Source organism: Enterobacter sp. Cy-643, assembly GCF_011752815.1.
In the GTDB taxonomy this organism is placed as follows: domain Bacteria; phylum Pseudomonadota; class Gammaproteobacteria; order Enterobacterales; family Enterobacteriaceae; genus Cedecea.
The window spans coordinates 670,598-688,907 of record NZ_VWWV01000002.1 but is presented as its reverse complement, the minus strand read 5'-3'; the positions used below and the strand labels follow the sequence as shown (position 1 = coordinate 688,907).

Below are 18,310 nucleotides of genomic sequence, written 5' to 3'. Positions count from 1 at the left end.
CACAGCTAAAACCCGGCCTGAGCCGGGCTATCAGATTACAGCACCATACGAACGATTTCGATGTTGCCTAATTCTTCATACAGGGTTTCAACCTGCTCAATGTGGGTGGCATTGATGGTAATAGAAACCGAGTGGTAGTTACCTTTGCTGCTTGGTTTAACCTGCGGCGTGTAGTCGCCAGGGGCGTGGCGCTGCACCACCTCAACGACCAGATCAACCAGCTCCGGTTTCGCCAGGCCCATTACTTTGTAAGTAAAAGAGGTTGGGAATTCGAGCAGTTCGTTCAGTTTGGTTTTCATGGTAGCTCCAGCGTTACGGCAATAAAAATAATAACTCCCGCCGGCGGGCGGGAGTAGAGATTACGGATGAACTCATCGTGGTGTAGCGTCCGAAAACCGGTCTTACAGAAACAAAGAATCAGGTTCTCTGGTTTGCCCCAAACGGGCGAAAACCACGCTTTTCGGCCGTTTGTCATCAAGAATAACTCCCGCCGACGGGCGGGAGTTGCTTTGATGCTAAGTATATGGGGTCAAGTTCGACACTTTCAAGTGTTCAATAATTAACCGAACCAGTGGTGGAACATCAGCTTGATGTAATCAATGATTCGGCTGAAGAAATTCCCTTCCGGCATTTCCTGCAGAACAACTAATGGGCGCTGCTCGATGGTTTTACCGTCCAGCTGGAAGTTGATGGTGCCCACAACCTGGTTTTTCTGTAGCGGGGCGTGCAGTTCAGTCGTGGTCAACACGTAGCTGGCTTTCAGATCTTTCATGCGGCCGCGAGGAATGGTCAGATAAACGTCTTTATCCACACCCAGGGATGCACGATCGTTGTCGCCAAACCACGCTGGCTCAGAAGCAAACTCTTTGCCGGCTTTCAGCGGAGAAACCGTTTCAAAGAAGCGGAAGCCCCAGGTCAGCAGCTTTTTGCTTTCTGTTTCACGGCCTTTGTAGGTGTGCCCGCCAAGAACCGCGGAGATCAGACGCATCTGGCCTTCGGTAGCAGAAGCCACGAGGTTATAGCCTGCCGCATCGGTATGGCCGGTTTTAATGCCGTCTACGTTGAGGCTGGTATCCCATAGCAGACCGTTACGGTTGGTCTGACGAATGTTGTTGAAGGTGAACTCTTTTTCTTTGTAGATGGCGTATTCGTTCGGCACATCGCGGATCAGCGCCTGGCCTATCAGCGCCATATCACGCGCAGAGCTGTACTGCCCTTCGGCGTCCAGGCCGTGCACGGTCTGGAAGTGGGTGTTTTTCAGGCCCAGGGCGGAAACGTAGCCGTTCATCAGGCTAACGAAAGCATCCTGGCTGCCGGCAACGAAGTCGGCCATCGCCACGCAGGCGTCGTTACCTGACTGCAGGTTGATGCCGCGAACCAGTTTGTTAACCGGCACCTGCATACCCGGCTGCAGGAACATCAGCGAGGAGCCTTTAAACACCGGATTACCGGTGGCCCAGGCATCTTTGCCGATGGTGACCATCGCATTGTCGTCGAATTTACCGGCTTTCATCGCCTGGCCAATGACGTAGCTGGTCATCATCTTGGTGAGGCTGGCCGGGTCGCGGCGTGCGTCAGCGTTTGATTCGGCCAGCACTTTGCCTGAGTTGTAGTCAATCAGGATATACGCTTCTGCATCAATCTGCGGGACGCCCGGGATCATAGTTTTAATGTTGAGGTCGTCAGCTTGAGCAGAGGCCATAGTCGCAAGAGCGAAAGCCGAGGTGAGCGCCAGGCGCTTAACAAAACGTGCAGAAGGAGCTGTATTCATGATGGAACTACGACGTCCGTGATGGAATTAAAAAAAGTGCCTTACTATAGCAAAAGCATTTTTGACTGGCATCTGACTTTGCGCGTGAGTTTGTTAATGGTCTTTACACAAATTTACGGGCAAGAAACAGGCCAGTCAATGCTTTACATAGCGGGAGCGTTAGTCACAAATGACTGCTGTTGCGCTTCTGACATCAGGCGCTGTTGCAGGGCGGTGGCTTCAGTGCGGCTGCTGAACGGGCCAAGCTGAACGCGATACACGGCGCCGTTATGAGAAACGGCGCCCGGCACGCCAAACTGCTGGCTTAGCTTCTGCTGCCACTGGCTGGCACGTGCGCCGTCGCTCACGGCGCCAACCTGAACAACGTAACGCCCGCTGCTGGCAGGCGCGCTTGCGGCAGGTGCAGTGCGCTGAACGTGGCCTTGCGTTGAGCCCGGAGCGGTGACCGGCGCAGAAACGGCAGGGGCCGGTTGCTCAACGATCGGCGCTGGCTGTGGCGCTACTGGCGGTGTAGGTGCTGCTGCTGCTGCTGCGACAGGCTGCGCCGCCGCGGGGGCTGCTGCGGCTGTGGCCGGAGCATCAGGTGTTTCTATCACGCCGGCTGCAAGTGGTGTAGGAGCGCCGAGAAAACCGCTGCTCTGAACAGGTGCGCCGGTGGTGTCTGCGCTTTGCAGCGTCGAGTTGCTGATGGCGCGCACATCTCCCTGTGGCGTAGCTGGCTGAGCAGGGGAGGAGGCGCTTCCCATCCCGCCGCTAAGGTCCGGACGGGCCGGCAGCGCATAGGTCTGTTTAGCGATGGTAGTACAGACCGTACCCGGGCCGGACATTGTACCGTCCTGAGCAACGATAATTGGGTCAATACGGACTTTGGTATTGTTCGAGGTGTTCAGCCTGTCCGCCGCCGCGCGAGACAGCGAGATCGCCCGATCGTTGCCGTAAGGGCCGCGATCGTTGATGCGAACCACAATCATTCGGCCATTCGCGAGGTTAGTGATTCGGGCATAGCTAGGAATTGGCAGCGTTGGGTGAGCTGCGGTCAGCGCATTAGGATCAAAGGCTTCACCAGAGGCGGTCAGGTTGCTGCCTGGTTCGGCGTCGTAGATAGCCGCGAAGCCTGCCTGGCTGAAGTTTGCCGGATTCTGAACAATCTTGTAGCTTTTGCCGTTGTTCTGGTAATCCTGGTTAACTGACGGATTCAGCGGCTCGTAACGTGGCTCGGCGCCGCTGATTTCCACGACTGGACCGTTGCACACGGCCGGCTGTGGCGCCTGATTAACCGGCTGCTGACTCTCATCATTTGACGAACATGCTGCCAGTAACGCTGCTGCGATGCAGACGCCAGCCCACCGTTTTTGCTTACCCATTGCGCACCTCATCCAGTTACACGCTTTTTGATAACATTTTTCTGTGAGTATGTATCGACATGACGATACCAAACCCGGCCATCAGCACGATTAGCGCTGACCCCCCGTAGCTGACGAGCGGCAGCGGTACGCCGACCACCGGTAAGATACCACTAACCATGCCAATATTTACAAATACATAGACGAACAGGATCAGCATCAGCCCGCCGGCCATTACGCGGCCAAAGGTTGTCTGCGCGCGGGCGGCAATAAACAGGCCGCGCATAATCAGCAGCAGATAGAGCGCCAGCAGCACCAGAATGCCGACTAAGCCTAGCTCTTCCGCAAGCACCGCGAAGATAAAGTCCGTATGGCGTTCGGGCAAGAATTCAAGCTGTGATTGTGTACCGTGCAGCCAGCCTTTGCCCCGCAGGCCGCCGGAACCGATGGCAATTTTAGACTGAATTATATGATAGCCCGCGCCGAGCGGATCGCTTTCTGGATCTAACAGCATCATCACGCGCGCGCGCTGATAGTCATGCATCAGGAAGAACCACAGGATCGGCACGAAGGCGGCTACCAGCAGAACGGCCACCAGAATCAGGCGCCAGCTCATGCCGGACAGGAATAGCACAAACAGGCCCGATGCGGCGACCAGAATGGAGGTGCCCAGGTCAGGCTGGGCAGCAACCAGCAGGGTTGGCATGAAGATCAGGACGAGCGCAATGCCGGTGTTTTTCAGCGTGGGGGGGCAAACGTCGCGGTTAATAAAGCGGGCAACCATCAGCGGGACGGCAATCTTGGCGATTTCCGAAGGCTGGAAACGCACAAAGCCCAGATCGAGCCAGCGTTGGGCCCCTTTTGAAATAGCCCCGAAGGCATCGACCGCCACCAGCAGAATAATACAGAAAATATAGAGATAGGGCGCCCAACCTTCGTAGACGCGAGGCGGAATTTGCGCCATGACCACCATGATCACCAGTCCCATCAGGATCTGGCCAATTTTACGCTCCATCATGCCCATATCCTGGCCGCTGGCGCTCCACACGACCAGGGCACTGAACACCAGCAGCGCGAGGATGGTTACCAGGAAGGTCGGGTCGAGGTGAACCTTATCCCAAATTGTTTTTTTATTAGGATTGTCAGTCATGCTTATTGATCCTCTGCGGCCGAGGCGGCCGGTGCTTCCGACGGCAGTACCGTGTTGTTATCCCCTAACATGACGTGGTCGAGGATCTGACGCATGATAGTCCCGACGGCCGGGCCTGCGCCGCCGTTCTCCAGAATCATGGTCACGGTGTATTGTGGATTGTCATACGGCGCAAACGCCGTCATCAGCTTGTGGTCGCGCAGACGTTCGGCAATTTTATGCGCGTTATAAGTTTCGTTAGCTTTCAGGCCAAAGACCTGTGCGGTACCGGATTTCGCCGCCACTTTGTAAGGCGCATTTGCGAAGTATTTGTGTGCGGTTCCGTTTGGTCGGTTGGCTACGCCATACATCCCGTCTTTGGCTATTTCCCAATAGCCAGAGTGGATGTCACCCACCGGTGCTTCAGTTGGCTGCTGCCAGGGAACCTGTTTGCCGTTTTCAGTGGTGCTCATCAACAGGTGCGGAACGCGAACAATACCGTCGTTTATCAGGATCATCATCGCTTTGCTCATCTGGATTGGCGTGGCCGTCCAGTAACCCTGGCCGATACCGACCGGAATGGTGTCACCCTGATACCACGGTTTTTTAAAGCGCTTCAGCTTCCACTCGCGCGTCGGCATGTTGCCCGCGCGCTCTTCTGAAAGGTCGATGCCCGTCAGGTGACCGTAGCCAAACTTACTCATCCATTCGCCGATGCGGTCGATCCCCATGTCATAGGCGACCTGATAGAAGAAGGTATCGGCCGACTCTTCCAGGGATTTGGTGACGTTCAGGCGGCCGTGGCCCCATTTTTTCCAGTCGCGGTAGCGTTTTTCCGAGCCGGGCAGTTGCCACCAGCCGGGGTCAAACAGCGAGGTGTTACGGGTGATCACTCCGGCGCTCAATGCAGAAACTGCCATATAAGGCTTCACGGTAGAGGCCGGTGGATACACACCCTGAGTCGCACGGTTAATTAACGGCGTGTTCGGGTCGTTTAGCAGGCCCGAGTAATCTTTGCTGGAGATGCCGTCGACGAACAGGTTCGGGTTATAGCTTGGCATAGAAACCAGCGCCAGAATGCCGCCCGTACGTGGATCGGTAACAACCACCGCAGCGCGGCTCCCTGCGAGCAGAGTTTCAATGTAGGTTTGAAGCTTCAGATCGAGGGTCAGATAAATGTCATGCCCGGCCTGAGGCGGCACTTCTTTAAGCTGGCGGATGACGCGGCCACGGTTGTTAACCTCAACCTCTTCGTAGCCCGTTTGCCCGTGCAGGACATCTTCGTAATAGCGCTCTATGCCGAGCTTGCCGATGTCGTGGGTCGAGGCGTAGTTGGCCAGCTTGCCTTCTTTATCCAGGCGCTCAACGTCTTTGTCGTTGATTTTAGAAACATAGCCAATCACGTGGGTCAGCGCTGAACCATAAGGATAGAAGCGGCGTTTGTAGCCTTTGACTTCCACACCGGGGAAGCGGTACTGGTTTACGGCAAAGCGGGCAACCTGAACTTCCGTCAGGTTAGTTTTGACCGCAATGGAGGTGAAGCGGTGCGAGCGGGCACGCTCTTTTTTGAAATTCGCGATATCGTCATCGGTCAGATCAACCACCGGGCGTAGCGCCTCCAGCGTATCCTGAACGTTATCGACTTTCTCCGGCATCATTTCGATTTGATAGATGGTACGGTTCAGCGCCAGTGGGGTACCGTTGCGGTCGTAAATAATGCCGCGGCTGGGCGGAATAGGTACCAGCTTAATGCGGTTTTCGTTAGACCGCGTCTGATAGTCGTTAAAGCGAACGATTTGCAGATTATAAAGGTTGGCGATTAGCACGCCGGTAAGCAGCAAAATGCCGATAAAAGCGACCAGCGCCCGGCGCACAAAGAGCGCAGACTCAGCAGTATAGTCGCGAAAAGAATTCTGTAATTTCATTCGCTGCTTAGTATTACCCGCTCAGGTTTACTCACGATGGTATGGGTGGTTGGTGGTAATGCTCCAGGCCCGATAGAGGCTTTCCGCCACCAGCACCCTGACCAGCGGATGAGGCATGGTTAGCGCGGAGAGCGACCAGCTTTGTTCGGCAGCGGCCTTACAGGCTGGCGCCAGACCTTCAGGGCCACCGATTAACAGGCTGACATCACGGCCATCCTGCTTCCAGCGCTCGAGCTGTGTGGCAAGCTGGGGGGTATCCCACGGTTGGCCGGGAATATCCAGCGTCACGATTCGGTTACCTTTGCCCGCGGCGGCCAGCATCATTTCACCCTCTTTTTCGAGGATACGTTTGATATCGGCATTTTTGCCGCGTTTTCCAGCCGGAATTTCTACCAGCTCAAAAGGCATGTCTTTCGGGAAGCGACGCAGGTACTCGGTAAAGCCTGTCTGCACCCAGTCAGGCATTTTGGTTCCAACGGCCACCAGTTGCAGCTTCACCCGTTAGCTCCAGAGTTTTTCCAGTTCGTACAGCTGGCGGCTCTCTTCCTGCATGACGTGAACGATGATTTCGCCCAGGTCGACGACAACCCAGTCGGAAGCGTTGATGCCTTTCACGCCCATCGGCGACAGGCCAACTTCGCGGGAGGACTGCACAACGTGTTCAGCAATTGACATGACGTGGCGGTTAGAGGTCCCGGTGCAGATAACCATGCAATCGGTGATGCTGGATTTGCCTTTAACATCAATCGCGATGATGTCCTGGGCTTTGAGGTCGTCGATTTTATCGACAATGAAATCCTGAAGTGCTTTACCCTGCAAGTGTTCCCCCTGAGAGAATGAGAGTGTTTGGTTTAGCCCGTAATAACCCTGGACCAGCAGGGCAGGCGGCTTTGGCTGAAAAATTGGCCGACCAGCGCGAATCGCGGGCTATCATCCCATTGCGCGCCGGAGTTTGCATTGCCATTTTTGTAAAACTATTTCAGAAAAGCCGGATTACGGGCAGGAAATTATGGCAGCGGAGCATAACAGCCTGAGAAGTGGTGTCAATGGCTGGCGTTCCCGGTAAATCATAATAGCGTAATCCAGTACAGTTCACTGTCGTTCCCACCTGTAATTCAGACGAGCCCCAACGCTTAGCGATAAAGTCCTTGCTGGAGAATAAAAGCCAGTACGGCAGGCGGGAGCAGATCGTCGCAGGGTTGATTACTCTCAAGCCGATGGCGAATGGTGGTTGCGGAGATATCGTAGAGCGGCGTGGGGGCAAGAAAGACTTTCCCGGCCGGCTGCTGGTGTAGCGTTTCGACAGACTCCGTTACGTTTTTAGCCAGCCACTTTTGCTGGGTGGGTGTTTCCATGGTCAGCGGATAACCGGGCCGTTGAGCGACCAACAGGTGGCACAGCGTGAGCAGCGTTTCCCAACGGTGCCAGCGGTGCAGGCTGAGCAACGAGTCCTGACCAATAATAAAGGCCAGCGGCTGTTCTGGTCCCAGCTCGGCGCGAAGCTGCTCCAGCGTTTCCACGGTCCATGACGGCGTCGTCCGGGTCAGTTCCCGGTCATCCAGAGTGAAAAGTGGATTGTCTGCTATTGCAAGCTCAATCATCTCTTTGCGTTGCACGCTGCTCGCTTCCGGCTGTGGACGATGCGGTGGCACATTATTGGGCATGATGGTGACGCTTTTGAGTTTCACCAGGCGAGCCAGCGCTTCAACGGATTTCAAATGACCATAATGGATAGGATCAAAGGTGCCGCCGTACAGCGCTAACAAAGAGGAATCAGGCATCAATAAAGATTTCCGGTAAGGCTTTATGACAGATAAGCAAAGAAAGGCCTTCAAGTTCGTCCCAGACTGACTGCCCATAATCCTGCTTCAGCGTCAGTTCGATGCGGGTTAGCAGCCGAACGGCCTGATAAAGCTGTTCCGAAGAAACACGATTGAGCGCTTCAGTAACCAGCTGGCGGCGGTTTTGCCATACGCGTTGCTGATCGAACAGCGTCCGTAAAGGCGTCGTTGCCGACTGGCGTTTGAGATTGACCAGTTGCAGCAGCTCACGCTGCAGGGTTCTCAGCAGAATGACCGGCTCGCTGGCTTCCAGACGAAGCTGCTGCAATATATGCAGCGCTCGTTTGCTCTTTCCGGCGAGCAGCGCGTCTACCCAGTGAAAAGGCGTAAAATGAGCGGCATCATTCACGGCTTGCTCAACGCGCGGCAGCGTCAGTTTACCGTCCGTCCAGATTAGCGACAGCCTTTCCAGCGCCTGAGAAAGCGCCAGCAAATTGCCCTCATAGCAGTAGCAGAGCAGCTGATTGGCAGCCTCGTCCAGAGTCAGATTCATCTGTTTTGCACGCCGAGACACCCAGCGGGGCAGGTTGGCCTGTTCCGGCGTCTGGCAGGTCACCAGCACAGAGCGGTTTGCCAGCTGGGTAAACCAGGCGGCATTTTCCTGCGCTTTGGTCAATTTATTACCGCGAACCAGTAACAGAATATCGTCATGAAGCAGGCTAACCAGCATTTCCAGTTGAGCATTTATAGCGGCGTTTGGACCGTTTTCCGGCAGCAGTAAGAGCAGCGTCTGGCGGCTGGCAAACAGACTGAGCGCTTGGCAAATCGAAAACAGAGCCTGCCAGTCCGTGGAGGCTTCTATCTGAACGGTATGATGTTCTTCAAAGCCGTTTTGCTGGGCGTGTTTACGCACGGCATCCTGGCTTTCCTGTAATAAGAGAGGATCGTTACCTAACAACAGATACGCCGCGCGCAGCCCTTCATTGAGCTGCGCGTGGAGTTGTTCCGGATACAGGCGGATCATTTGCTAACGGAGGCTGCCGGCAGAGTGGTGGATACCCGGCCTGAAGGTTCGGCTGGTTTCGCTGCGCTAACTGGCTTTTCCTCGTCTTTTGTCGCGGCAAGATCGGCCGCGTGCACTGCCATCAGTTTACGAATCAGCTGTTGGGCAATGTTGGTGTACATCTCTTTGATAATCAAATCCTGCTCGGCGTCTTTCGCCAGCGCAGTCAGTGGGTTATCAAAGAACGAGCGGTAGGTCTTCGCGCTGATCGGATAAATGTCGTGCCCTGGGATCAGGACCTGAGCATTAACAACCATCACCATCTGGTATTCCGCGGTCTGGCCGTTCTGGAACACTGAAGCCGTGTCCTGGCCAAGGCTGTAGGCACCCACGCGCAGGGACGGAATATCCTTACGTACGCCAGTGCCGGTATCGTCAACAATCGTGACGCCGTTTAAGCGCAGCTGTTTACGAATTTCACGCGCTAATGGACCGTTAGGATCGCCAGAGTTGAGGATCAGCGTCTTCATCTCTGAAGGGACCTGCGTGTTGCCACGCAGGTGAAAACCACATCCAGCGGTGACCAGCACCGCCAGGGTTACTAACAGGGTGATAAAGGGATGTCGCACGCTTCCTCCTGCGCTTAGCCCACAACCAGGTTGAGCAGTTTACCCGGAACGTAAATCACTTTACGTACGGTTACACCCTCAAGATATTTCGCGACCAGATGTTCCTGACCGGCGCGCTCGCGCACTTGCTCTTCAGTAGCATCGGCAGGCACGGTGACTTTGCCACGGACTTTGCCGTTAACCTGAACGACAACCAGGCGAGAGTCTTCGACCATTGCCTGTTCGTCAGCCTGCGGCCACGGTGCATTATCCACATCACCTTCACCGCCCAGTGACTGCCACATATCGAAGCAAACGTGCGGGGTGAACGGATACAGCATACGTACAACGGCCAGCAGCGCTTCGTTCAGCAGAGCACGATCCTGCTCGCCGTCTTGCGGTGCTTTTGCCAGTTTGTTCATCAGCTCCATAATGGCAGCGATGGCGGTGTTGAAGGTCTGACGGCGGCCGATATCGTCGGTCACTTTAGCAATGGTTTTATGCACATCGCGACGCAGTGCTTTTTGATCTTCGCTCAGGGCGGCAACATCCAGCGCTGGAACGGAACCGCGGTTGGTGTGTTCGTAGACCAGTTTCCAGACGCGTTTCAGGAAGCGGTTAGCGCCTTCAACGCCGGATTCCTGCCACTCAAGCGTCATATCCGCAGGCGAAGCAAACATCATAAACAGACGAACGGTATCTGCGCCGTAGCGCTCTACCATGACCTGAGGGTCGATGCCGTTGTTTTTCGACTTCGACATTTTGCTCATGCCAGCATAGACCAGTTCACGGCCTTCTGCGTCACGGGCTTTGACAATGCGGCCTTTATCATCGCGCTCAACGATAGCGTCGACCGGGGAAACCCAGTTACGCTCGCCGTTAACGCCGGTGTAGTAGAAGGCGTCTGCCAGCACCATGCCCTGGCAAAGCAGCTGTTTGGCTGGTTCGTCGGACGTCACCATGCCCGCATCGCGCATCAGCTTGTGGAAGAAGCGGAAGTAGAGCAGGTGCATGATGGCGTGCTCAATCCCGCCGATGTAGATATCAACAGGCAGCCAGTAGTTGGCCGCTTTGGAATCCAGCATGCCTTTGTCGTACTGAGGGCAGGTGTAACGCGCGTAGTACCAGGAGGACTCCATAAAGGTGTCGAAAGTGTCGGTTTCACGCAGCGCAGGCATCCCGTTGACGGTGGTTTTCGCCCACTCCGGATCGGCTTTAATCGGGCTGGTGATGCCGTCCATGACCACGTCTTCTGGCAGAATAACCGGCAGCTGATCTTCCGGCGTTGGCATCACGGTGCCGTCTTCCAGGGTAACCATTGGGATTGGTGCGCCCCAGTAACGCTGACGGGAAACACCCCAGTCGCGCAGACGGAAGTTCACTTTGCGCTCACCCACGCCTTTAGCGGCCAGCTTATCGGCAATGGCGTTAAACGCCTGCTGGAAGTCCAGACCGTCGAATTCGCCGGAGTTGAACAGCGCGCCTTTTTCGGTCATTGCAGAGGCGGAAAGATCCGGCTCGCTGCCGTCGGCATTCAGAATTACGGGCTTGATTGGCAGGCTGTATTTTGTGGCGAACTCCCAGTCACGCTGGTCGTGGCCAGGCACGGCCATCACGGCGCCGGTGCCGTATTCCATCAGCACGAAGTTAGCTACCCAAACCGGAACGCTTTCGCCGGTCAGCGGATGAATGGCGTTAATGCCGGTGGCGACGCCCTTCTTCTCCATGGTTGCCATATCGGCTTCGGCCACTTTGGTGTTACGGCATTCTTCAATGAATTCGGCAAGGGTAGGGTTATTAACCGCAGCCTGCTGCGCCAGAGGGTGACCGGCGGCAACGGCCAGATAAGTCACACCCATAAAGGTATCAGGACGGGTGGTATAAACGGTCAGCTTCTCGGCGCTGTTTTGTACGTCGAAGGTGATTTCCACGCCTTCGGAGCGGCCAATCCAGTTGCGCTGCATGGTTTTAACCTGATCCGGCCAGTGATCCAGCGTATCCAGATCGTTCAGCAGTTCATCAGCGTAGGCGGTGATTTTAATGAACCACTGTGGGATCTCTTTGCGCTCAACTTTGGTGTCGCAGCGCCAGCAGCAGCCGTCGATAACCTGCTCGTTCGCCAGGACAGTCTGATCGTTCGGGCACCAGTTAACCGCGGAGGTTTTTTTGTAAACCAGACCTTTGTTGTACAGCTGAGTGAAGAACTGCTGTTCCCAACGGTAGTATTCAGGCGTACAGGTAGCCAGTTCACGGCTCCAGTCGTAACCGAAGCCCAGCGTTTTCAGCTGGTTCTTCATGTAATTGATGTTGTCGTAGGTCCACGGGGCTGGCGCGGTGTTGTTTTTTACCGCGGCGCCTTCAGCCGGCAGGCCGAAAGCATCCCAGCCGATCGGCTGCAGGACGTTTTTACCCAGCATACGCTGGTAGCGTGCGATAACGTCGCCGATGGTGTAGTTACGGACGTGGCCCATATGTAGTCGGCCGGAAGGATAGGGCAGCATAGAGAGGCAGTAGTATTTCTCTTTGCCTTCGTCTTCGGTCACTTCAAAAGTACGGTTCTCTTGCCAGTGTTGCTGGACGTTGGATTCTATCTCTTCCGGGCGGTATTGCTCTTGCATGGCAGCCAGTAGTCCTGTGTATGAAAGACGGCTACGAAACGTAGCCTTTAATGAATTAGAGTTTAGGCAGGCATAGCATAGCCGATTCGACAGCGGCAAAACAGCCTTTCGACGCCCTCAGTGACCATTTCACCGTTCCGTAGCGCTTGCAGTTTTTTACCCAGGGTGTGGCTAATCTAACAAAGCGTTGGCGGATTAACGTCTACTATTAGAATCAGTTACCACGCCGCGAATGCGGGAATCCTTCAAGGAGGCAGGCTAACGATGAACAAGGTTGCTCAATTTTATCGGGAACTGGTTGAATCGCTAAGTGAACGGCTACGCAAGGGGGAGCGCGATATTGATGCGCTGGTTGCCAGCGCCCGTAAGCAGATGAATGACACTGGTGAACTGACCCGAACGGAAATAGAGGAGGTAACGCGTGCGGTGCGCCGTGACCTTGAAGAGTTTGCTCGTAGCTATGGGGAAAGTCAGGAAGAGTTCACCGACAGCGTTTTTATGCGGGTGATTAAAGAGAGTTTATGGCAGGAGCTGGCGGACATTACCGACAAAACGCAGCTTGAGTGGCGGGAAGTGTTTAAAGATCTCAGCCATCACGGGGTGTATCACAGCGGGGAAGTTGTTGGGTTAGGCAATCTGGTGTGTGAAAACTGCCATCATCACATTGCGATTTACACGCCTGATGTGCTGCCGGTTTGCCCGAAATGCGGCCATAATCAGTTTCATCGGCGACCGTTTGAGCCTTAAAAAAAAGCCTTCCGCAGGGAAGGCTTTCAGACGGATGACAAACCTCTGGCGAGAGAAGAAATACCCGGCGGCTCGTTAAACAACTGGAAAATCAATTCATTGATTTTCGGCTGATAACCACAAAGAGGGAAAAACCACGCTTTTTTCCTCTTTATCATCAACATCAAAGCCTTCCGCAAGGAAGGCTTTTTACTGTGGCGCGTTACGCTTAGTGCAGAATTTTTGCCAGGAAGTCTTTGGCACGTTCAGACTGCGGATTATTGAAGAAGTCATCTTTGTTTGAGTCTTCGACAATTTTCCCTTCATCCATAAAGATCACGCGATTAGCCACTTTGCGGGCAAAGCCCATTTCGTGGGTCACCACCATCATGGTCATGCCTTCATTGGCCAGCTCAACCATGACGTCGAGTACTTCGTTGATCATTTCCGGGTCGAGCGCTGAGGTAGGTTCGTCAAACAGCATGGCGATAGGATCCATGCACAGGGCACGGGCAATCGCCACACGCTGCTGCTGGCCGCCGGAAAGCTGCGCCGGATATTTATCGGCGTGTGCGGCCAGCCCTACGCGCTCGAGTAATTTTAACCCTTTGGCGCGGGAGGCTGCTTTATCACGTTTCAGCACTTTGACCTGGGCAAGCGTCAGGTTTTCGATAATCGACAGGTGAGGGAACAGCTCGAAGTGCTGGAACACCATGCCAACGTGGGAGCGGAGCTGCGCCAGATTGGTTTTCTTATCGTTCACCTGAGTACCGTTCACCAGAATTTCGCCTTTTTGCACCGGCTCAAGGCCGTTGACGGTTTTGATCAGCGTAGATTTGCCGGAGCCAGAAGGCCCGCAAACGACGACAACTTCGCCTTTCTTCACTTCGGTTGAGCACTCGGTCAGCACCTGAAAGTGACCATACCATTTAGAAACATTTTTCAGGGTAATCATTACACAGTCCTTTTCTTCAAGTAGCTGACCAACAGCGATGCACTAAGACTAATGACAAAATAGACCAGGCCGGCAAACAGGATCATCTCGACCTGTGTGCCGTCGCGCTCGCCGATGGTGGAGGCGGTGCGGAAGAAATCAGCCAGGCTTAAAACGTAGACCAGCGAGGTATCCTGGAACAAAACGATGCCCTGGGTTAACAGTAATGGCACCATCGCACGGAAGGCCTGCGGCAGGATGATGAGTTTCATCGACTGCCACTGGGTCATGCCCAGCGCCAGAGCGGCGTTTGACTGCCCTCTGGAAATACTCTGAATACCGGCGCGAATGATTTCCGAATAGTAGGCGGCTTCAAACATGGAGAAGGCGACCATCGCAGAAATCAGGCGGATATCGGTTTTTGGCGACAGGCCAAGCACCGACTGCAGGAAGCCAGGCACCACCAGATAGAACCACAGCAATACCATAACCAGCGGCACGGAGCGGAAAACGTTCACGTAAGCGGTAGCAAACCATGCGATCGGCTTGAAGCTCGACAGGCGCATGACGGCCAGCAGCGTGCCCCAGACAATACCGATCACCACCGCGGTAACGGTGATTTTGAGCGTAATGACCAGCCCCTGCATTAAGTAAGGCAGGGCAGGTAGAATAGAACTCCAGTCAAGATCGAGCATTATTTGCCCCCCATATTGCCAGGCAGGCGAATTTTACGTTCAACCACATACATCACGCCCATGATGACGGCGTTGATCAGTACATAGGCAAGGGTAATCGCCGTAAAGGATTCATAGGCGTGTGCCGAGTAATCCAGCAGCTTGCCCGCCTGAGCCGCCATATCTACCAGACCAATGGTGGAAGCGATGGCCGAGTTCTTCACCAGGTTCATCATTTCGGAGGTCATTGGCGGCACGATGACGCGGTAAGCGTTAGGCAGCAGTACGTAGCGATAGGCCTGTGGCAGCGTCAGTCCCATGGCCAGGGCTGCGTTCTTTTGCCCACGAGGCAAGGATTGAATGGCGGCACGCACCTGTTCGCAAACGCGAGCGGCGGTAAACAGCCCCAGACAAATCATTGACGAGAGGAAGAACTGAATATTCGGATCCAGCTCGGACTTAAACCACATGCCGATGTTTTCCGGCAGCAGTTCAGGCACAACCAGATACCAGGTAAAGAATTGGACTATCAGGGGAACGTTGCGAAAAAGTTCAACGTAGAGCGTACCTAGCCCGGACAGGAATTTGTTAGGGACCGTACGTAAAATACCAAACAGAGACCCCACCAGAAAAGCAATGATCCATGCGGTTATTGACAGGGCGACGGTGACCTGGAAGCCATTCCAAATCCAGCCCAGATAGGTTGTGTTGCCGAACGGGGCGGGCTGTAAAAAGATTCCCCAGTTCCAGTCTATAGACATAACTTACTCCGAGATAAAAAAAAGAGGGTAGCGCAGGCTACCCTCGAAGATTGATGAGAAGCCGGTGCCTTGAAGCAGATCTTTGTCTGCGTTTTTGGGCACCTTCACGCTGGTGGGGGAACGACCCACCAACGTATAGTCTGTCCTGGCTTCAGTTCGTCAATCGGGAGGGCGGATTTTTCCGGCCCCTGTGTTTCTAATTAGTTGAGAGCTTTGTCGTTTGGTTCCTTGAACAGCGCTTTCATTTCGTCAGAAAGATCGAAGTTCATATTGAGGTTTTTCGGTGGAATTGGCTGTTTAAACCATTTATCAAACCATTTCGCGGCTTCACCGGAGGTTTGTGCCTGGGCGATGGTGGTATCCATCAGCTTTTTAAACTCTGGATCATCTTTACGCAGCATACAGCCGTAGGCTTCCTGGGACTGCGGCTTGCCGACGATCTCCCAGTTATCCGGCTGTTTAGCTTTTGCACGTTCCCCGGCCAGCAGGGCATCATCCATCATAAAGGCAACGGCACGGCCGCTTTCCAGGGTACGGAACGAGTCACCGTGGTCTTTGGCGCTGATAATCCGCATACCCATTTTCTGCTCGTCGTTCAGTTTGTTGAGCAGAATTTCGGAGGTGGTTCCGGAGGTCACAACAACGGTTTTCCCTTTCAGGTCGGGGAAGTCTTTAATTGGACCGCCTTTTTTCACCAGCAAACGGGTGCCGACAACGAAGATGGTGTCGGAGAAAGCGGCTTGTTTTTGACGCTCAACGTTATTGGTGGTTGAGCCACATTCAAAATCGAAGGTGCCGTTTTGAAGCAGTGGAATACGGTTCTGAGAGGTGATCGGAATCAGTTTTACCTGCAGGTCAGGCTTGTTCAGCTGTTTCTTAACCGCTTCTACGATGGCGTTTGAGTAGTCCTGAGAGTAACCAACCACTTTTTGCTGATTGTCGTAGTAAGAGAAAGGTACAGATGATTCACGGTGGCCGACCACGATAACGCCGTTGGCTTTGATTTTATCCAGCGTTGACTGCTGAGGTTTCGCGTCATCTGCATGAGCCATTGTGGCGCTCATGCCCATCACCAGCATTGCCGTGGCCAGTTTACGTAATTGCATATCCAACTCCTTAATCTTAGTGCCAGAGGAGGCACCGGTATCCGATGTGAGTGTTGTGTTTTGTTGTTTTTTCATGCTGCTAAAAGCGTCATGCAATGCCCTTTTGTTAGCATCTAACCTAGCTGAATGTAAAGAAATTGCTAATAAGATGTTTATTTTTGCGAAGCGCGCCGCACCATTTAAAGGCAAAGATATGCCAGTGCACTATAACGGTGCTTGCGATGTCGCCTTTTGGTGCATGCATTTTTCACTGCCCGATACCGCCAGGCCACAGGGCGTCTTTGCGCCAGCTATTTGATTTCAACTGTTTATATCTAGCAAAGCTTGTGCCAGAAATGAAAAAGGCCAGCAAATTTGCCGGCCTCTATGAGCGAGAAGGATGTGCTACTTTTTGCTGCGGTTACGCAGGTTTATCACCAGGGCGGTGAAACCGAATAAAGCGGTCACCACCCACAGCGGCCAGAAGCCGAAGCGTGCATAAGGCGTTAAGCCAGTGGTAGGTGTGACTTTCGCTTCCAGCACTTCGCGAGTGAACTGCGGAATGATGTTAGTGATCTCACCTTCGGCGTTGACCACGGCAGTTACGCCGTTGTTAGTGCTGCGCAGCAAAGGCCGCCCCAGTTCCAGCGAGCGCATACGCGCCATTTGCAGGTGCTGCCATGGGCCGATGGATTTACCGAACCAGGCATCGTTGGAGATAGTCAGCAGGAAGTCAGTGTCTGGCCGGAAATTATCCCGTACTTGTTCCCCCAGGATGATTTCGTAGCAGATTGCCGCCGTCAGCTTAACGCCGTTAGAGAGCAGCTGCGGCTGCACGTAGGGCCCACGGCTGAACGATGACATGGGCAGATCGAAGAACGGGGCCAGTGGACGCAAAATCGATTCAAGCGGTACAAACTCACCGAATGGCACAAGGTGGTTTTTATTGTAGCGATTACTGCTGGTGTAGCTGTAAGGGCTACCTTCACCAAGTGTGATAATGGTGTTGTAGGTGTCGTACCGGTTTTGCTTGTTCAGACGCGCGTCAACGATACCGGTAATTAATGAGCTGTGCTTTGCCCGCAGCAGATCATCCATCATGGTCAGGAACTGCTGCTGATTTATTTCCAGGTCGGAGATAGCCGATTCCGGCCAGATGATAATCTTGGCTTTGCCCATCTCTGGCTCTGTTTTATCCAGATAAATTTTCAGCGTGTCCAGCAGCTGGCTTTCATTCCACTTCAGGGACTGGGGAATGTTACCTTGCACCATTGCCACATCTACGGAACGCTCTGGCAGGGGCTGGAACCACTGAATATTGCGCAGTGGCCAGGGCAACAGCAGTAAAGCCGCAGAAACCAGGGCAGGAACCCATTTCCGTGCCTGCAAGGCGTAAACCAGAAGGCCACTGATAATCATCAGCAGGAACGTAATCGTGTCGACCCCCAAAATCGGGGCTATGCCTTTTAGTGGGCCATTGATTTGGCTGTAGCCAAACTGCAGCCACGGGAAGCCGGTTAACACCCAGCCGCGCAGGAATTCGGTAATTTGCCAGACGACCGGGGCGGCAATAGCCACGCGCCACCACGTTGTTTTCGGCCATAGCTTGCTGAGAATGCCGGCAAACAAACCGGTGTAGAGCGACAGATAAGCGGCCAGCAGAACCACCAGGAACACGTTCACCGGGCCCGGCATACCGCCGAACTGTGCGATGCTGACATAGACCCAGTTGACCCCGCTGCCGAACAGCCCCAGCCCCCAGAAGAAGCCAATCGCGGCGCTTTGTACCGGGCGACGGGTTAGCGTCAGGCCCTGTAAGCCAGCAAGAGAAACAATGGCTGCAGGCCAGAAATCATATGGGGAAAAGGCCAGCGTTCCGCAGGCCCCAAAGAAAAGCGCCAGCAGCAGGCGAATGCGCTGGCGTTGTAGAAGTTGAGCTATAGCCATAGCTG

18 protein-coding genes are annotated in these 18,310 nt (G+C 54.2%); 2 read left to right on the top strand and 16 right to left on the bottom strand.

Translation table 11 applies throughout. The features are described 5' to 3' along the window. Nucleotides 1-35 precede the first annotated feature (35 nt). The 11 genes from ybeD to leuS all read right to left on the bottom strand — a co-directional run bounded on the left by ybeD (nt 36) and on the right by leuS (nt 12,178). Complete coding sequence (gene ybeD, locus F3J29_RS11580) at nt 36-299, bottom strand: DUF493 family protein YbeD (protein WP_008456041.1); 264 nt, start codon at nt 297-299, stop codon at nt 36-38. 260 nt (nt 300-559) lie between these two features. Further along, the gene (dacA, locus tag F3J29_RS11575; RefSeq protein WP_166866204.1) at nt 560-1,771 is read right to left on the bottom strand and encodes a D-alanyl-D-alanine carboxypeptidase DacA; all 1,212 of its coding nucleotides are present in this window, start codon (nt 1,769-1,771) and stop codon (nt 560-562) included. Nucleotides 1,772-1,914: 143 nt separating this feature from the next. Continuing rightward, complete coding sequence (rlpA, locus tag F3J29_RS11570) at nt 1,915-3,135, bottom strand: endolytic peptidoglycan transglycosylase RlpA (protein ID WP_166866202.1); 1,221 nt, start codon at nt 3,133-3,135, stop codon at nt 1,915-1,917. 16 nt (nt 3,136-3,151) lie between these two features. Further along, the gene (gene mrdB, locus F3J29_RS11565; RefSeq protein ID WP_008456051.1) at nt 3,152-4,264 is read right to left on the bottom strand and encodes a peptidoglycan glycosyltransferase MrdB; all 1,113 of its coding nucleotides are present in this window, start codon (nt 4,262-4,264) and stop codon (nt 3,152-3,154) included. A 2-nt stretch (nt 4,265-4,266) separates the two neighbouring features. Next, nucleotides 4,267-6,168, bottom strand: a complete 1,902-nt coding sequence (gene mrdA / locus F3J29_RS11560) for a peptidoglycan DD-transpeptidase MrdA (protein ID WP_166866200.1) — start codon at nt 6,166-6,168, stop codon at nt 4,267-4,269. A 27-nt stretch (nt 6,169-6,195) separates the two neighbouring features. After that, nucleotides 6,196-6,666, bottom strand: coding sequence for a 23S rRNA (pseudouridine(1915)-N(3))-methyltransferase RlmH (rlmH, locus tag F3J29_RS11555; RefSeq protein WP_045781688.1), 471 nt, complete (start codon nt 6,664-6,666; stop codon nt 6,196-6,198). A 3-nt stretch (nt 6,667-6,669) separates the two neighbouring features. Continuing rightward, nucleotides 6,670-6,987, bottom strand: coding sequence for a ribosome silencing factor (gene rsfS, locus F3J29_RS11550; RefSeq protein WP_008456058.1), 318 nt, complete (start codon nt 6,985-6,987; stop codon nt 6,670-6,672). Nucleotides 6,988-7,301: 314 nt separating this feature from the next. After that, nucleotides 7,302-7,949 (bottom strand): nicotinate-nucleotide adenylyltransferase, encoded by a 648-nt coding sequence (nadD, locus tag F3J29_RS11545; protein WP_166866199.1) that lies wholly within the window; start codon nt 7,947-7,949, stop codon nt 7,302-7,304. After that, nucleotides 7,942-8,973, bottom strand: coding sequence for a DNA polymerase III subunit delta (holA, locus tag F3J29_RS11540; protein ID WP_166866197.1), 1,032 nt, complete (start codon nt 8,971-8,973; stop codon nt 7,942-7,944). Before holA ends, nadD begins: the two co-directional genes overlap by 8 nt. After that, entirely contained in the window at nt 8,970-9,581 is a 612-nt protein-coding gene (gene lptE / locus F3J29_RS11535) for an LPS assembly lipoprotein LptE (RefSeq protein WP_166866195.1), read from the bottom strand. Before lptE ends, holA begins: the two co-directional genes overlap by 4 nt. Before the next feature lie 14 nt (nt 9,582-9,595). Continuing rightward, nucleotides 9,596-12,178 carry a leucine--tRNA ligase gene (leuS, locus tag F3J29_RS11530; protein ID WP_166866193.1) on the bottom strand — a complete coding sequence of 861 codons (2,583 nt, stop codon included), beginning with the start codon at nt 12,176-12,178 and terminating at the stop codon, nt 9,596-9,598. Nucleotides 12,179-12,442: 264 nt separating this feature from the next. On the opposite strand from leuS, the gene F3J29_RS11525 reads away from it, so the two are divergent. Next, complete coding sequence (locus F3J29_RS11525) at nt 12,443-12,925, top strand: zinc ribbon-containing protein (protein WP_008456066.1); 483 nt, start codon at nt 12,443-12,445, stop codon at nt 12,923-12,925. Nucleotides 12,926-13,133: 208 nt separating this feature from the next. On the opposite strand, the gene F3J29_RS11520 is transcribed toward F3J29_RS11525, so the two are convergent. The 4 genes from F3J29_RS11520 to F3J29_RS11505 form a co-directional block, all read right to left on the bottom strand. After that, nucleotides 13,134-13,859: an amino acid ABC transporter ATP-binding protein gene (locus F3J29_RS11520; RefSeq protein WP_008456069.1), complete on the bottom strand. Its 726-nt coding sequence runs from the start codon at nt 13,857-13,859 to the stop codon at nt 13,134-13,136. Continuing rightward, the gene (gene gltK / locus F3J29_RS11515) at nt 13,859-14,533 is read right to left on the bottom strand and encodes a glutamate/aspartate ABC transporter permease GltK (RefSeq protein WP_039291165.1); all 675 of its coding nucleotides are present in this window, start codon (nt 14,531-14,533) and stop codon (nt 13,859-13,861) included. The genes F3J29_RS11520 and gltK overlap by 1 nt, the downstream gene beginning before the upstream one ends. Continuing rightward, nucleotides 14,533-15,273: an amino acid ABC transporter permease gene (locus F3J29_RS11510; protein ID WP_008456073.1), complete on the bottom strand. Its 741-nt coding sequence runs from the start codon at nt 15,271-15,273 to the stop codon at nt 14,533-14,535. The genes gltK and F3J29_RS11510 overlap by 1 nt, the downstream gene beginning before the upstream one ends. A gap of 200 nt (nt 15,274-15,473) precedes the next feature. Then, nucleotides 15,474-16,379, bottom strand: coding sequence for an amino acid ABC transporter substrate-binding protein (locus F3J29_RS11505; protein ID WP_166866191.1), 906 nt, complete (start codon nt 16,377-16,379; stop codon nt 15,474-15,476). Nucleotides 16,380-16,425: 46 nt separating this feature from the next. Here F3J29_RS11505 and F3J29_RS11500 point away from each other — a divergent pair, with 46 nt between their 5' ends. Continuing rightward, entirely contained in the window at nt 16,426-16,677 is a 252-nt protein-coding gene (locus F3J29_RS11500) for a hypothetical protein (RefSeq protein ID WP_166866189.1), read from the top strand. A gap of 86 nt (nt 16,678-16,763) precedes the next feature. Here the strand turns inward: F3J29_RS11500 and lnt are convergent, their stop codons facing one another. After that, nucleotides 16,764-18,305: an apolipoprotein N-acyltransferase gene (gene lnt, locus F3J29_RS11495; RefSeq protein WP_166866187.1), complete on the bottom strand. Its 1,542-nt coding sequence runs from the start codon at nt 18,303-18,305 to the stop codon at nt 16,764-16,766. Between the last annotated feature and the right edge of the window lie 5 nt (nt 18,306-18,310).

What these genes read in the sequence shown, in the direction of transcription:
- ybeD (WP_008456041.1), bottom strand. Translation starts at nt 299, where the DNA reads ATGAAAACCAAACTGAACGAACTGCTCGAATTCCCAACCTCTTTTACT.
- dacA (WP_166866204.1), bottom strand. Translation starts at nt 1,771, where the DNA reads ATGAATACAGCTCCTTCTGCACGTTTTGTTAAGCGCCTGGCGCTCACC.
- rlpA (WP_166866202.1), bottom strand. Translation starts at nt 3,135, where the DNA reads ATGGGTAAGCAAAAACGGTGGGCTGGCGTCTGCATCGCAGCAGCGTTA.
- mrdB (WP_008456051.1), bottom strand. Translation starts at nt 4,264, where the DNA reads ATGACTGACAATCCTAATAAAAAAACAATTTGGGATAAGGTTCACCTC.
- mrdA (WP_166866200.1), bottom strand. Translation starts at nt 6,168, where the DNA reads ATGAAATTACAGAATTCTTTTCGCGACTATACTGCTGAGTCTGCGCTC.
- nadD (WP_166866199.1), bottom strand. Translation starts at nt 7,949, where the DNA reads ATGCCTGATTCCTCTTTGTTAGCGCTGTACGGCGGCACCTTTGATCCT.
- holA (WP_166866197.1), bottom strand. Translation starts at nt 8,973, where the DNA reads ATGATCCGCCTGTATCCGGAACAACTCCACGCGCAGCTCAATGAAGGG.
- leuS (WP_166866193.1), bottom strand. Translation starts at nt 12,178, where the DNA reads ATGCAAGAGCAATACCGCCCGGAAGAGATAGAATCCAACGTCCAGCAA.
- F3J29_RS11525 (WP_008456066.1), top strand. Translation starts at nt 12,443, where the DNA reads ATGAACAAGGTTGCTCAATTTTATCGGGAACTGGTTGAATCGCTAAGT.
- F3J29_RS11520 (WP_008456069.1), bottom strand. Translation starts at nt 13,859, where the DNA reads ATGATTACCCTGAAAAATGTTTCTAAATGGTATGGTCACTTTCAGGTG.
- gltK (WP_039291165.1), bottom strand. Translation starts at nt 14,533, where the DNA reads ATGCTCGATCTTGACTGGAGTTCTATTCTACCTGCCCTGCCTTACTTA.
- F3J29_RS11510 (WP_008456073.1), bottom strand. Translation starts at nt 15,273, where the DNA reads ATGTCTATAGACTGGAACTGGGGAATCTTTTTACAGCCCGCCCCGTTC.
- F3J29_RS11505 (WP_166866191.1), bottom strand. Translation starts at nt 16,379, where the DNA reads ATGCAATTACGTAAACTGGCCACGGCAATGCTGGTGATGGGCATGAGC.
- lnt (WP_166866187.1), bottom strand. Translation starts at nt 18,305, where the DNA reads ATGGCTATAGCTCAACTTCTACAACGCCAGCGCATTCGCCTGCTGCTG.